The 12,982-nt window shown below is 62.8% G+C and carries 12 protein-coding genes; 5 read left to right on the top strand and 7 right to left on the bottom strand.

The annotated features are described in order from the left end of the window. Window positions 1-132: 132 nt before the first annotated feature. The 3 genes from ABY403_RS06740 to ABY403_RS06730 all read right to left on the bottom strand — a co-directional run bounded on the left by ABY403_RS06740 (window position 133) and on the right by ABY403_RS06730 (window position 4,126). On the bottom strand, window positions 133-1,071 hold the full coding sequence (locus ABY403_RS06740; protein WP_372839993.1) for a nucleoside hydrolase: 939 nt from the start codon (window positions 1,069-1,071) through the stop codon (window positions 133-135). A 116-nt stretch (window positions 1,072-1,187) separates the two neighbouring features. Continuing rightward, window positions 1,188-2,192: a Fe(3+) ABC transporter substrate-binding protein gene (locus ABY403_RS06735; RefSeq protein ID WP_372839992.1), complete on the bottom strand. Its 1,005-nt coding sequence runs from the start codon at window positions 2,190-2,192 to the stop codon at window positions 1,188-1,190. A 77-nt stretch (window positions 2,193-2,269) separates the two neighbouring features. Then, the gene (locus tag ABY403_RS06730) at window positions 2,270-4,126 is read right to left on the bottom strand and encodes an ABC-F family ATP-binding cassette domain-containing protein (RefSeq protein ID WP_372839991.1); all 1,857 of its coding nucleotides are present in this window, start codon (window positions 4,124-4,126) and stop codon (window positions 2,270-2,272) included. Window positions 4,127-4,265: 139 nt separating this feature from the next. Here ABY403_RS06730 and ndk point away from each other — a divergent pair, with 139 nt between their 5' ends. Both ndk and ABY403_RS06720 read left to right on the top strand, forming a co-directional pair. Beyond that, a complete protein-coding gene (ndk, locus tag ABY403_RS06725; RefSeq protein WP_372839990.1) occupies window positions 4,266-4,688 on the top strand; it encodes a nucleoside-diphosphate kinase in 423 nt (140 codons plus the stop codon). Window positions 4,689-4,780: 92 nt separating this feature from the next. Next, window positions 4,781-6,199: a YdiU family protein gene (locus ABY403_RS06720; protein ID WP_372839989.1), complete on the top strand. Its 1,419-nt coding sequence runs from the start codon at window positions 4,781-4,783 to the stop codon at window positions 6,197-6,199. 1 nt (window position 6,200) lies between these two features. Here the strand turns inward: ABY403_RS06720 and ABY403_RS06715 are convergent, their stop codons facing one another. Continuing rightward, window positions 6,201-6,803 carry a hypothetical protein gene (locus tag ABY403_RS06715; RefSeq protein ID WP_372839988.1) on the bottom strand — a complete coding sequence of 201 codons (603 nt, stop codon included), beginning with the start codon at window positions 6,801-6,803 and terminating at the stop codon, window positions 6,201-6,203. A 133-nt stretch (window positions 6,804-6,936) separates the two neighbouring features. Here ABY403_RS06715 and ABY403_RS06710 point away from each other — a divergent pair, with 133 nt between their 5' ends. Together ABY403_RS06710 and eno are read left to right on the top strand one after the other, a co-directional pair. Then, window positions 6,937-7,632 (top strand): endonuclease/exonuclease/phosphatase family protein, encoded by a 696-nt coding sequence (locus ABY403_RS06710; protein WP_372839987.1) that lies wholly within the window; start codon window positions 6,937-6,939, stop codon window positions 7,630-7,632. A 92-nt stretch (window positions 7,633-7,724) separates the two neighbouring features. Further along, entirely contained in the window at window positions 7,725-9,002 is a 1,278-nt protein-coding gene (eno, locus tag ABY403_RS06705; RefSeq protein WP_372839986.1) for a phosphopyruvate hydratase, read from the top strand. A gap of 158 nt (window positions 9,003-9,160) precedes the next feature. Here the strand turns inward: eno and ABY403_RS06700 are convergent, their stop codons facing one another. The 3 genes from ABY403_RS06700 to gatB form a co-directional block, all read right to left on the bottom strand. Next, window positions 9,161-9,790: a DnaJ domain-containing protein gene (locus ABY403_RS06700; RefSeq protein WP_372839985.1), complete on the bottom strand. Its 630-nt coding sequence runs from the start codon at window positions 9,788-9,790 to the stop codon at window positions 9,161-9,163. 105 nt (window positions 9,791-9,895) lie between these two features. Then, a complete protein-coding gene (locus ABY403_RS06695) occupies window positions 9,896-10,330 on the bottom strand; it encodes a DUF4177 domain-containing protein (RefSeq protein ID WP_372839984.1) in 435 nt (144 codons plus the stop codon). An 11-nt stretch (window positions 10,331-10,341) separates the two neighbouring features. Then, entirely contained in the window at window positions 10,342-11,856 is a 1,515-nt protein-coding gene (gene gatB / locus ABY403_RS06690) for an Asp-tRNA(Asn)/Glu-tRNA(Gln) amidotransferase subunit GatB (protein WP_372839983.1), read from the bottom strand. Window positions 11,857-12,104: 248 nt separating this feature from the next. Here gatB and ABY403_RS06685 point away from each other — a divergent pair, with 248 nt between their 5' ends. Then, window positions 12,105-12,830 carry a redoxin domain-containing protein gene (locus ABY403_RS06685; RefSeq protein WP_372839982.1) on the top strand — a complete coding sequence of 242 codons (726 nt, stop codon included), beginning with the start codon at window positions 12,105-12,107 and terminating at the stop codon, window positions 12,828-12,830. Window positions 12,831-12,982 lie beyond the last annotated feature (152 nt).

Raw genomic sequence — 12,982 nt, 5'->3', positions numbered from 1 at the left:
TGCGCCAGGCGGTTGCTGACCAGTCTGATGTGACCTTCTCGGCAACGCTGACGCTTTCACAGTTCTGAACACGGCTTGCGCGCAGCATCGGGGCCTGCCAAGCGGCCCTGATGCTCTGTCGCGGGCTTACCCCTAAAGCCGCCCAATCCGTTCGGTCAGCAGTGCGAAAAAGCCCTGCGCATCGACCTCGCGCATGAACATCGCGTTGGGTGCGCGGTTGGTTACGCGCCACCAGTCGGCCACCGTCATGCCGCGGGTCAGGGCGCTTTGGGTTTCGATTTCCACGTTGATGTGGCGACCTTGGAAAAGGTCTGGCGCCAGCAGATAGGCGATCACGCAAGGGTCGTGCAGCGGCGCGCCGTCTGATCCGTATTTGGCCATATCGAAGCGTTCAAAGAAGTCGGTCCAGCTGACAACCGCATGGCTGACGCGGGTGCCAAGCGCGCGCAGCCCCTCGATCCGCGCCCGCGTGGTTAGCACCTTGTGCGTCACATCCAGCGGCATAACCACCAGCGGCACGCCAGATTTAAATACGATATCAGCGGCTTCCGGGTCTACGTAAATGTTGAACTCGGCGGCTGGCGTGGTGTTGCCACCCTCAAAACAGCCGCCGCCCATCAGCACGATTTCCGCGACCCGGTCGATGATGTCGGGCGCGCGCTCAAAGGCGGTGGCGATGTTTGTCAGCGGGCCCAAGGGGCAAAGCGTGATCGAACCCGGCTCCGCCTCGCGCAGCGTCTCGATCAGAAAATCGACCGCATGGCGCGGCTGCAAGGCCATCGTCGGTTCTGGCAACTCGATCCCGTCTAGGCCGGATTTGCCGTGCACATATTCTGCCGTTACCAGTTCGCGGGCGATCGGCTTGGCGCATCCTGCGAACACCGGCACATCGCTGCGCCCGGCCAGTTCGCACACCACCCGCGCGTTGCGCGAGGTCAACGGCAACGGCACGTTGCCCGCGACGCATGTTATCCCCAGCACGTCGAGTTCGGGGCTGGCAAGGGCGAGCAATATCGCCACCGCATCGTCTTGCCCCGGGTCTGTGTCGATAATGATCTTGCGCGCGCTCATGGCATCCCCTGCTTCGGCTTTGGCCGAGAAACTGCCGCGCAACGGCGGCAGAGTCCACATCCCATGCGCGGGGAGGGGCGGGCGGGGGCGTTGTCACACGCCACCGCCCGCAAGGTTCAGCCGTCGAAGTTTACTTCCTGAACAAGTTTCAGCGCCGCGGGGCGCAACTCTGCGATGTCCTTCAGCGGCAGCGAGTCTGGCGTGAAGCTGCCCCAGCTTGCGACCAGATCCGAGACTTGCACACCGGGCTTGATCGGAAACTCGTGGTTGGTTTCAGCGTAGATCGCCTGTGCCGAGTCCGAGGCGAGAAACTCCATCAGTGCCAGCGCCGCGTCACGGTTTGGGGCCGCCGCGGTCATCGCCACGCCCGAGATGTTCATATGCGTGCCGCCATCCTCGAAGCTGGGGAACACGATGCGCACCGCGTCTGCCCAAGCCTTTTGTTCTGGGTTGGCCACCATTTCGCCCATGTAATAGGTGTTACCAAGGCTGATGTCGCATTGCCCGGCCCAGATGGCCTTGACCTGATCGCGGTCGCCGCCTTCGGGCTTGCGCGCAAGGTTGCCTTTGAGCGCGGTCAGCCAAGCGCGGGTTTCCTCTTCGCCGTGATGCGCGAGGTAGGCGGCGGTCAATGCCACGTTGTAGTCATTGGTGCCTTGGCGGGTGCAGATGCGCCCCTGCCATTTCGGGTCTGCGAGGTCTTCGTAGCTGGTCACCTCACCGTCGGCCACACGGTCACGCGCGGCATAGACAATGCGCGCGCGGCTGGTCAGGCCAAACCAGTGGCCCTCTGGGTCGCGGAACTCTGCCGGAACCGCCGCGTCAAGCACCGGCGAGGCCACGCTTTGCGTTACGCCCGCATCGACGACCTGCATCAGGCGCGCAATATCGACCGTCATCACCAGATCGGCGGGGCTGCGGCTGCCTTCGGCTACCAGCCGCTCGACCATGCCCTTGTCAACAAACGCCACGTTGACCGTGATGCCGGTTTCCTTGGTGAAAGCGTCGAACAGCGGTTGCACAAGTTCCGGCTGGCGATGGGAATAGACGTTCACCTCATCCGCGAGTGCTGGAAAGGCGGTCAGAAGCGAGGTGGCAAGCAAGGTGAATCGCAGTGTCATAGGTAAGGCTCCGCAGGGTTGATCCTGCGCCCCATAAACCCGACAAAAATACTCGGGTCAATACCCGATTAATTGCGTCAGCTATTTTCGGCCTTCAAAGCTGCCTCTAGCGCCTCATGGGCGGCCAGCCACAGTTCTTCAGCGCGTGCCAGCCCATCGACAGCTTCGACGCGCTTCATCGTCCATTTGTGCAGCTCTTTGCCCATGTGCGGGGCATAAAGCGAAGGATCGGCTAGCTTTTCGTCAAGTTTCTTCAGCATCCCATCGATCTTCGCGACCCGTTCCTCGCATTTGCGCAGATCCGAGCGCAGCACCAGCACGCGCTCGCGCGGCGGCTTTTGCGGCTTTTCGGTGCGCGTCTGGTTGGGGTTGTCGTCGCCCGCCAGCAACTCGCGCCGGTAGGCTTCCAGATCGTTGAGGTAGGGCGTCACGCTGCCTGCCTTGACCAGCCACAACCTGTCAGCGACGAGGCTGAGCAAGTGCATGTCGTGGCTGATCAGGATCACCGCGCCGGTGTAATCGTTCAGCGCCTCGACCAGCGCCTCGCGGCTTTCCATGTCGAGGTGGTTGGTCGGCTCGTCAAGAATCAGCAGATGCGGCGCAGTGGTGGTGGCCAGCATCAGCGACAGCCGCGCTTTCTGCCCGCCCGAAAGCTGGCCCACCACGGTATCGGCCTGATCGGCACCAAGGCCAAAGCCTGCAAGGCGCGCGCGCAGGCGTGGCTGAAACTCGGCAGGATAGACGCGCTGGATATGCTGCAACGGCGTTTCGTCGAGGAAAAGTTCATCAACCTGATGCTGCGCGAAATAGCCGATGCGCAATTTGCTCGACCGTGTGAGCGTGCCTGCCTGCGCCTCGAGCTTGCCCGCCAGCAGCTTGGCCAAGGTCGATTTGCCTTCGCCGTTGCGGCCCAAAAGCGCGATCCGGTCGTCCTGATCGATTCTCAGGCCGAGGTGGCGCAGCACCGGCGGCCCGCCATAGCCAACCGCCACATCGTCAAGCGCAAGGATCGGGGGTGAAAGCTGCTCGGGCACCGGAAACGAAAACACCTGCTTGGCGGCATCTTCGGGCGCGGTGATGATTTCCATCTTTTCCAGCATCTTGACCCGGCTTTGTGCCTGCACGGCCTTGCTGGCCTTGGCCTTGAAGCGGTCTACGAAGCTTTGCAGATGCGCGCGCCGGGCTTCCTGCTTTTTCGCCTCGGCCGCCTGCACCGCGCGCTGTTCGGCACGGGCGCGGGCAAACTGATCGTAGGGCCCGCTCCACAGCGTCAGCTTGCGGTTGTCGAGGTGCAGAATTGCGCCGACCGCGCGGTTCAAAAGGCCCCGGTCGTGGCTGATGATGATGACTGTATGGGGGTATTTGGCGAGGTAGCTTTCCAGCCAAAGCGCGCCTTCAAGGTCTAGGTAGTTGGTCGGCTCGTCCAGCAGCAGCACGTCAGGCTGCGCAAACAGCACGCCCGCCAGCGCCACCCGCATCCGCCAACCGCCCGAGAAGTCCGAGCAAGGCCGCGCCTGCGCTTCGGTGTCAAAGCCAAGCCCGCGCAGAATGGCGCTTGCGCGCCCCTCCGCGCTCCACGCGTCGATATCGGCCAGCCGGTGCTGGATATCGGCAATGCGGTGCGGGTCGGTTGCGTGCTCGGCCTCGGCCATCAGAGCGGCGCGTTCGGTATCGGCCTCAAGCACCGTGTCGAGCAGCGATGTCGAGGACGAGGGCACCTCTTGTGCGACGCCGCCGATCTTGGCGCGCGAGGGCAGGCTGATCGTGCCGCCTTCCAGTGCCAATTCGCCCCGGATCAACCGGAACAGCGTGGTCTTGCCCGCGCCGTTCTTGCCTACAAGGCCCACCTTGTGGCCATCGGGAATGGTTGCAGAGGCGCCTTCGAACAACGGGCGGCCCTGCACGGAATAGGTGATATCATTTATCTTGAGCATGTCGCCCCATGCCTGATGCGCGCGCCCGCGTCAACGCCTGCCCGCACGGGGTTTTCAAGCAACGCGCCTCATGCTACGGGGCGCCATCCGGCACGGCCCATCGCGGGTCCGTCGCCCTATCCCTGGACAAGAGGCAACCATGGCCATCGAACGCACACTCTCGATCATCAAACCCGATGCTACCAAACGCAACCTGACCGGCAAGATCGTTGCCCGCTTCGAAGAAGCTGGGCTGCGCGTGGTCGCCTCGAAGCGCATCCACCTTTCGCCCGCGCAAGCCGGCCAGTTCTATGCCGAGCACAAGGAACGCCCCTTCTACGGCGAACTTTGCGCTTTCATGGCGTCCGAGCCGGTGGTGGTGCAGGTGCTTGAAGGCGACGCGGCCATTGCCAAGAACCGCGAAGTGATGGGCGCAACCGACCCGGCCGCCGCCGCTGACGGCACCATCCGCAAGGATTTTGCGCTTTCGAAAGGCGAAAACTCGGTCCACGGCTCCGACAGCCCGGAATCGGCCGCGCGCGAAATCGCGTTTTTCTTTTCGGGCCTTGAACTGGTCGGCTGAACAGGCTTTCCGTGCATTTATAAAGGGCCGCCCCGTTCGGGCGGCCCTTTCGCTTTGCCTTCCGCACCCTATCTAGAGCGGAAGGAGTCATCATGCCCCAAACCGACCCAAGCTATGCTCGCCTGCCCGAACGCTTCTTCGCGCATGTCGCCCCCGCCCGGGTGCGCGCCCCAAAGCTGCTGGCGCTGAACCTGCCGCTGGCCGCGCGCCTTGGGCTGGATGCCGAATGGCTCGGCTCGCCCGAAGGTGTGGCAATGCTGGCCGGAAACGCCTTTCCAGAATGGGCAACGCCGATTGCACAGGCCTATGCGGGCCACCAGTTCGGCGGCTTCGTCCCCAGCCTTGGCGACGGGCGCGCGCTGCTGCTGAGCGAGCTTTTGCCCCCCGGTGGAGGGCGCTTTGATCTGGCGCTGAAAGGGTCGGGGCGCACCCCCTTTTCGCGCGGCGGCGACGGGCGGGCATGGCTTGGCCCGGTTTTGCGCGAATATCTTGTCAGCGAGGCGATGGCGGCCCTTGGCGTGCCAACGACACGGGCGCTGGCGGCGGTAGCCACGGGCGAAACCGTGCTGCGCGAACAGGGTGCCTTGCCCGGTGCGGTGCTGGTGCGGGTAGCGGCAAGCCACATCCGGGTCGGAACCTTCGAGTTCTTTGCGGCCCGGCGCGATACAGAGGCGCTGGCAACGCTGGCCGAATATGCCCGCGCACGCCACTATCCGCAGGCAGAGGGGCCGCTGGGCCTTTTGACCGGCGTGGTCGCAAACCAAGCACAGCTGATTGCGCAATGGATGAGCCTTGGTTTCATCCACGGCGTGATGAACACCGACAACATGGCGATTTCGGGCGAAACCATCGACTATGGGCCTTGCGCCTTTATAGACGCCTACCACCCCGACAAGGTGTTTTCCTCGATCGACCGGCATGGTCGCTATGCCTTTGCCCAACAACCCAACGTCGCGCTTTGGAACCTCGCGCAGCTGGCCTCGGCGCTTTTGCCGCTGATCGGAGAGGGTGAGACCGGGGTAGAACCTGCAACGGCAGTGCTCGACGGTTTCTGGCCCGCGTTTGCCAAGGCGCTGAACGGCCTCTTTGCGGCGAAAATCGGCATTGCGGCCCCGCGCGAAAGCGATACGGCGCTGGTCGAAACGCTTTTGGCGCGGATGGCGCGGCAGGGCGCAGATTTCACCCGCGTGTTCCACGGCCTCGCCAATGGCACCGCGCGCGAGGAGTTTGCCGAACCCGCCGCTTTCGATGCCTGGGCCGAGGGCTGGCAGGCCCGTTTGTCGCAAGAGGCCGACCCGAAGGCTGTGATGCGCGCGGCTAACCCTGCGCGTATTCCGCGCAACCATCGCATCGAAGCGGCCATCGTGGCGGCTACTGCGGGTGATATGGTGCCGTTCGAACGCCTGCGCGAAGCCCTCGCGCTGCCCTTCGATACGCGCCCCGAATGGGACGATCTTGCCGAGGCACCGGCACCGCACGAGGCGGTCGCGCGCACCTTCTGCGGCACCTGACCTATTTGCGGAACTTGCGGAACAGCTTGCGGTTGCGGTCGATGAAGGCCTGCAATAGCGCAGCGGATCCGCCGATCGACTGGCCCTTCAGGTAAAGAAGGCCAGACCCCGCACCAATGCTTGCCCCGATCACGTCCACGATGATGTCACCCATCGTGTCATTCAGACCGCTTTCCTGCATATTGAGGCCAAAGGCAAAATCGACGCCGAACTCAAAGATTTCCCAGAGCGCGCCAATGGTCACTGCAAAGCAGAACCCGATAAACGCCAGTGCCCATGCCGGTGCCGCGTAGCGATCGCCCTCGAACAACATGAAGGCCATCAAAAAGCCGATAATCCCGAACCCCAGCGCCGAGCCGAGGTGCAACATGCCATCCCACCACCAATAGCGCTGATAGAAATCGAACGCCTCGCCCAGAAAAATGGTGGCAAAGATGAAGGCGGTGATGCCCACGACAAAGGCCCACGGCAACCGTACCCCGAGGCGGCTGACCAAGATCAGCGGTGCCAGTGTCAGCACGAAGGTGGCAAAGGCAACCCCTGCCGAGGGCCATTGCCCTTCCCAAAGCGCCAGCACGAACTCGACCGCCAGCACTGCCCACATCAGCAGCACAGGTAGCGGCAACCGGCGAAGTGAAGCAAATGTGATGCGTTTCTGCATGGCGGCGATATAGGCGTGCCGCGAATGCAGCGCAACGGGGGTTCCGATTGTTCCACTTTGCCCCCATATCTAGGCTATGATCCTGCGTATCGCATCTTACAACATCCATAAGTCCAAAGGTTCCGACGGGCGCTTCGACCCTTCGCGGGTGATCGACGTGATCAACGCGCTTTCGGCCGATGTGCTGGCGCTACAGGAGGTGGACTTCCGCTTTCGGGGGCGCCCGGCGGCGCTGCCGCTTGATGCCTTGCGCGAGGGCTGCGCGCTTGAACCCGTGGCGCTTAACCCGACGGGTCCGGCCAGCCTTGGCTGGCATGGCCAGACCTTGCTGCTGCGCAAGGGCATCACGCTTGGCGCGCTCCACCACGTCGCACTGCCCGGGTTCGAGCCGCGCGGCGCGCTGATCGCCGATATCGACGCAGGCAGCGGCCCGATGCGGCTGGTGGGTGTTCACCTCGGGTTGCGTCGCACCGACCGGCGCTCGCAGCTTGCGCATATCCGCGCGCGGTTGCGCGACAATGAAGCCCGCCCCGCGTTGATTGTAGGCGATTTCAACGAATGGTCCGCGGCCAAGGGTTTCGAGGCGCTGCATGGCTTCGAGATGACCACCCCCGGCCCCAGCTATCCCGCGCGCGCCCCTTTTGGGCGGCTTGACCGCATGGCGTTCAACGCTGGCATATCGGTGCTGCGTACAGGCGTGTTCGACAGCCATCTGGCGCGCCGTGCCTCGGATCATTTGCCGATCTGGGCAGACCTGCGGCTGACCGCCTAGGCACCCCGTGTCGGGCTTCGCGCCGGGGCTTTCACGAACGCAGCAAAGCGCGTAAACCCATTTGCGAAGCGCCACCCGATCAGGAGTTGCCCATGAGCACGATCATCGACATTCATGCCCGCGAAATCCTCGACAGCCGCGGCAACCCCACCGTTGAGGTGGATGTCACGCTGGAAGACGGCACCATGGGGCGTGCCGCAGTGCCCTCGGGTGCCTCGACCGGCGCACATGAGGCGGTTGAGCGGCGCGATGGCGACAAGGGTCGCTACCTCGGCAAAGGCGTGCTGGAAGCGGTGGCGGCGGTGAACGGCGAGATCGCCGAAAACCTCGTGGGCGAGGATGTGACCGAACAGGTGGCCATCGACCGGCTGATGATCGAGCTTGACGGCACCCCAAACAAGGGCCGTCTTGGTGCCAACGCCATTCTCGGGGTCAGCTTGGCCGCGGCCAAAGCCGCCGCCGAATACACCGCCCAGCCGCTCTACCGCTATGTCGGGGGCACCTCGGCGCGGGTGCTGCCGGTGCCGATGATGAACATCATCAACGGCGGCCAGCACGCCGACAATCCGATCGACATTCAAGAGTTCATGATCATGCCCGTCGCCGCGGCGAATATGCGCGAGGCGGTGCGGATGGGGGCAGAGGTGTTTCACACGCTGAAAAAGGAGTTGTCGAAGGCAGGGCTTGCCACTGGCGTCGGCGATGAGGGCGGATTTGCACCGGCCCTTTCGTCAAGCCGCGCAGCGCTCGACTTCATCCTCAAGGCGATCGAAAAGGCAGGCTACCGCCCGGGTGACGACATCTGGCTCGCACTCGATTGCGCCGCGACCGAATATTACAAGAACGGCACCTACGAGATGGCGGGCGAGGGCAAGTCGCTTACCTCCGCGCAAAATGTCGATTACCTCGCAGATCTCTGCGCCGACTATCCGATCCTGTCGGTCGAGGATGGCTGCGCCGAGGATGACTGGGCGGGCTGGAAGCTTCTGACAGATCGGCTTGGCGGCAAGGTGCAACTGGTGGGGGACGATCTCTTTGTCACCAACCCCACCCGCCTCGCACGCGGCATCAAGGAAGGCTGCGCCAACTCGCTTCTGGTCAAGGTCAACCAGATCGGCACATTGACCGAAACGCTTGATGCGGTGCGCATGGCTGATCGTGCGCGCTACACCAGCGTGATGAGCCACCGTTCTGGCGAGACGGAAGACGCCACCATCGCCGACCTCGCCGTGGCCACCAACTGCGGCCAGATCAAGACCGGCTCGCTGGCCCGCTCCGACCGGCTGGCAAAATACAACCAGCTGATGCGTATCGAGGAAATGCTGGGCGAAACGGCCGAATACGCGGGCCGAAGCATCCTGCGGGGCTGAACAAAGGCGAGGGGGCTTTCTGCCCCCTCTTGCCCCTTCGGGCCAATTCACCCCCGAGGATATTTCGCCTGAAGCATTTACACGCGCCCGATCTGCTTCAGAGACAAATATCCCCCCGCCGGAGGCGCGCTGCGATCGGGGCGGGGTGCGCCGGGTGCTCAGTCGCGGAAGTTACGGCTGTCCTTGATCTGTTCCCACGCCCAGACGACCTCTTGCAGCCGCTCTTCATCGTCGCGGTTGCCCGCGTTCATGTCAGGGTGCAGGTCTTTCACCAGGCTTTTGTATTGCTTGCGGATTTCGGGCTTGGTCCAAGTGTCGCGAGCGTCGAGAATCTCGATCGCCTTGCGTTCGGTGGGGGGCAGCTTGCGCCCTGCGTTCTGGCGGCCGGGATTTTGCGTTGCATTGGCACCAAGGATTTCCATCGGGTCGGCAACACCGTGGCGGGCCCATGCGCGGTCTTCTTCCGACACGCGGTTAAAGGGTTTTGTGGGGCGTTCCCATACCGTGGCGTTGTCGAGAAAAGCCTGAAACTCTTCTTCCGACTGACCCTGAAAATAGTTCCAGTTCAGATTGTACTCGCGCACGTGGTCTTTGCAGAACCAGAAGTAGTCATCGAGTTTCTTGGGCGATTTCGGCGCGCGATACTGGCCCTGCTCCTTGCAGCCTTGCCGGTCGCAGGTGCGCGTCGATGTCTCGAAAGCACCGGACATGCCGCGCTTGCCCTTGGCGCGGCGCTTTTTGTCGGTTGCGGCGGAGATGTCGAACCCAAATGGGTCGTTTCTGGTCATACGCGGTCCTCTGTTCCCGACCGGTTCGAGTCGGGCCATGAAGAATAGGCGATTTCGTGCGACGTTAAAGTGAAAATCAACCCACCGACGTCAGCTTGGGCGGGATCAGGCCTCTGGGGAGGCCGGACCGAGGCGCGGCGTGGGGCCTGCTTCGGTATGTGTGCTGAGCCGTGGCGCGGCACCGGGCTTGGATGCGGCAAGAAAGCTCGGCACCGTGCGTGCACCGGGTTTCTCGGCCTCTACCGGATCTTCTGCCTTCGCAGATGCGGGTTCTTCGGGCGGCAGCAGCGTTTCGGCGTCGGTTTCGGGCAGGGGTCTGCGAAAGATCAGCAGGTTGTGCCAGACGGTCGTGCGCGAGGTCAGCCCCGAACGCTCTTCGCAAGGCAGCACATCGGCGCGCAGGTATTCCCAGCCTTCGGCGGCCATCCGGTTCATCACGGCGGCCAGCGTGGCACCAAACCGCTCGCCCGAGGTTTTCAATGCGCGGTTCTTGTCGGCGCGGGCCGGGGCCGGGATCGCCGAATATTCATAAGCCTGCATTGTTGCCCCCTTCAGAGCCCGAGTTTGCGCGTGACGATTTCGGTCACTGCCGCCGGGTTGGCCTTGCCGCCGGTGGCTTTCAGAACCTGCCCGGTGAACCAACCCGCGAGTTTGGGGTTGGCCTTGGCCTTTTCGACCTGCGCGGGGTTGGCTGCGATGATCGCATCGACCGCAGCCTCAAGCGCGCCGGTGTCGGTTACTTGCTTCATGCCGCGCGCGGCGGCGATGGCGGCAGGGTCGCCGCCTTCGGTCCAGACGATCTCGAACAGATCCTTGGCCATCTTGCCCGAGATTTCGCCCGAGCCGATCAGGTCCAGCACGCCGCCAAGTTGCGCGGCCGTGATCGGGCTTTGCGCGATGCCAAGCCCTTCTTTGTTCAAGCGGCCGAAAAGTTCGTTGATGACCCAGTTCGCGGCCATCTTGCCGTCGCGCCCCTGCGCCACGGCTTCGAAGAAGGCGGCGTTCTCCACCTCGGCGGTCAGCACGGCGGCGTCGTATTCGTTCAGGCCCCAGTCGCGCACGAAGCGCGCGACCTTCATGTCGGGTAGCTCCGGCAGGCTGGCGGCGATATCATCGACCCATGCCTGTTCGATTTCCAGCGGCAGCAGGTCCGGGCAGGGGAAGTAGCGGTAGTCGTGCGCCTCTTCCTTGGAACGCATGGAGCGCGTTTCGCCCTTGTCGGGGTCATAAAGCCGCGTTTCCTGCACCACGGCGCGCCCATCTTCGAGCAGCGCGATCTGGCGGCGGGCCTCGAACTCGATCGCGGCCTGAATGAAGCGCATCGAGTTCATGTTCTTGATCTCGCAGCGCGTGCCGAGATGCGAGAAATCCTGCGTTGCCTGATAGCGTTCATAGTCGCCCGGGCGGCATACCGAAACGTTCACATCGGCGCGCAGGTTGCCGTTTTGCATATTGCCGTCGCAGGTGCCGATATAGCGCAAGATCTGGCGCAGTTTGCCCACATAGGCCGCGGCTTCCTCTGGCCCGCGGATGTCTGGGCGCGAGACGATCTCCATCAGCGCGACACCCGTGCGGTTGAGATCGACGAAGGACATGTTGGGGTCCATGTCGTGGATCGATTTGCCGGCATCCTGTTCGATATGGATGCGTTCCACACGCACCCGGCGTGCGATGCCGGGGCCCATATCGACGATGATCTCGCCCTCACCCACGATCGGCGCGTAGAGTTGGCTGATTTGGTAGCCTTGCGGCAGGTCGGGATAAAAGTAGTTCTTGCGGTCGAAGGCCGACACGAGATTGATCGAGGCGTTCAGTGCAAGCCCTGTGCGCACCGCTTGGGCCACGCAGTATTCGTTGATCACCGGCAACATTCCGGGCATCGCGGCATCGACGAAGGCGACGTTGGAATTGGGCTCGGCGCCGAACCGGGTCGATGCGCCGGAAAACAGTTTGGCGTTCGAGGCGACCTGGGCGTGCACTTCTAGGCCGATCACCAGCTCCCACGGGCCAGTGGCACCTTGAATGACTTTGGCCTCAGGGGCGCGAAAAGCGAGATGATCGAGCATGGGGCCCTCGGGATTTTGGCTGGCGTTCGGTTTAGGGCATCGGCCGGGCCAGCGCAAGCGGGCGACAGATGTGCGACAATTGCATAGCCGCCATACGAATGTTTCCGCCGATCGCAGAAATATGGCCACATCGCGGCCACAATTCAACCCTAGCGTTAGCTTGTCACGCGTTAGGTAGGAGGAGCGTTGTGAGGTCTTAGTTTCGGCCTGGTGGCAAAGCCCAGGCCATATTCAGTAAGGAATGTGCCATGGATCTTTCCATTTTCGGTCAACACATGCGCCCGACGACTGCGCAGATCGATGTGCCGCGTACGTACGATTCTCACATGCGTTGGGTGCCAAAGTTGGGCGACGTCTTTCCCAACTTTCAGGTCGCGCATGGTGACGGCGTATTCGACCTTTATGATTGGGCTGACGGAAACTGGGTCTATTTCTTTAGCCATCCCGCCTTGTTTACCCCCGTCTGCACCACCGAAATCGCCGACGTCGCCGCACATGCGGACGAGCTTGCAAGCCGCGGTGCGAAAGCCTTGAACATTTCTCGCGATCATGCGGCAGACCAAACCCGCTGGTTGCAAGATATCGAACGCCTGTTTGGCTTGAACATTGATTTTCCGCTGTTGTCAGACCCCGATGGCACGATAGCCAGCGCCTGCGGCATGATGCACCCGAGCGAAGAATCGACGCTTTGTGTGCGCAAGAGCTTTATTCTCGACCCGTCGCTGCGAATTCGGATGATCTCAGAATATCCGATGAACGTGGGGCGCGATTTTGAGGAGTTTCTGCGGGTGATCGACGCGCTTCAGGCAACCGAAAGCAACAGTCTGGTTGCGCCCGGTGGCTGGATGCCGGGCGATGCATTGCTGGTGCACCCTTACAGCCTGACTGAAGAAGCGCAGGCACGCTTTGGCGAAAGGCTGCAAGTGATCAACGGCTACTTGCGACTGGTTCATCCCAAAACCAAGGCGGCCTGACGCGCGCCCTCGACGCTTTTGGTAGTCATCTGCGCTTAATGCGCGGCTGGGCAAACAGGCCGAAGCGGCACCAGCGCCGCGGATGGATCCCGAGATAGGAGAGTGAAGGTCGGGCCCTAGTAAAGCGCCGCCTGTTGGCGCATGGCGCGCCG

The sequence above is a fragment of the Phaeovulum sp. genome, assembly GCF_041596715.1.
GTDB lineage: Bacteria > Pseudomonadota > Alphaproteobacteria > Rhodobacterales > Rhodobacteraceae > UBA6213.
This window is presented reverse-complemented; position numbering and strand designations above follow the sequence as displayed.

Bases quoted from the DNA above. Each gene is read 5' to 3' on its own strand.
- ndk (WP_372839990.1), top strand. From the start codon at position 4,266: ATGGCCATCGAACGCACACTCTCGATCATCAAACCCGATGCTACCAAA.
- ABY403_RS06730 (WP_372839991.1), bottom strand. From the start codon at position 4,126: ATGCTCAAGATAAATGATATCACCTATTCCGTGCAGGGCCGCCCGTTG.
- ABY403_RS06740 (WP_372839993.1), bottom strand. From the start codon at position 1,071: ATGAGCGCGCGCAAGATCATTATCGACACAGACCCGGGGCAAGACGAT.
- ABY403_RS06710 (WP_372839987.1), top strand. From the start codon at position 6,937: ATGATCCTGCGTATCGCATCTTACAACATCCATAAGTCCAAAGGTTCC.
- ABY403_RS06685 (WP_372839982.1), top strand. From the start codon at position 12,105: ATGGATCTTTCCATTTTCGGTCAACACATGCGCCCGACGACTGCGCAG.
- ABY403_RS06695 (WP_372839984.1), bottom strand. From the start codon at position 10,330: ATGCAGGCTTATGAATATTCGGCGATCCCGGCCCCGGCCCGCGCCGAC.
- ABY403_RS06735 (WP_372839992.1), bottom strand. From the start codon at position 2,192: ATGACACTGCGATTCACCTTGCTTGCCACCTCGCTTCTGACCGCCTTT.
- ABY403_RS06720 (WP_372839989.1), top strand. From the start codon at position 4,781: ATGCCCCAAACCGACCCAAGCTATGCTCGCCTGCCCGAACGCTTCTTC.
- gatB (WP_372839983.1), bottom strand. From the start codon at position 11,856: ATGCTCGATCATCTCGCTTTTCGCGCCCCTGAGGCCAAAGTCATTCAA.
- ABY403_RS06700 (WP_372839985.1), bottom strand. From the start codon at position 9,790: ATGACCAGAAACGACCCATTTGGGTTCGACATCTCCGCCGCAACCGAC.
- ABY403_RS06715 (WP_372839988.1), bottom strand. From the start codon at position 6,803: ATGTGGGCAGTGCTGGCGGTCGAGTTCGTGCTGGCGCTTTGGGAAGGG.
- eno (WP_372839986.1), top strand. From the start codon at position 7,725: ATGAGCACGATCATCGACATTCATGCCCGCGAAATCCTCGACAGCCGC.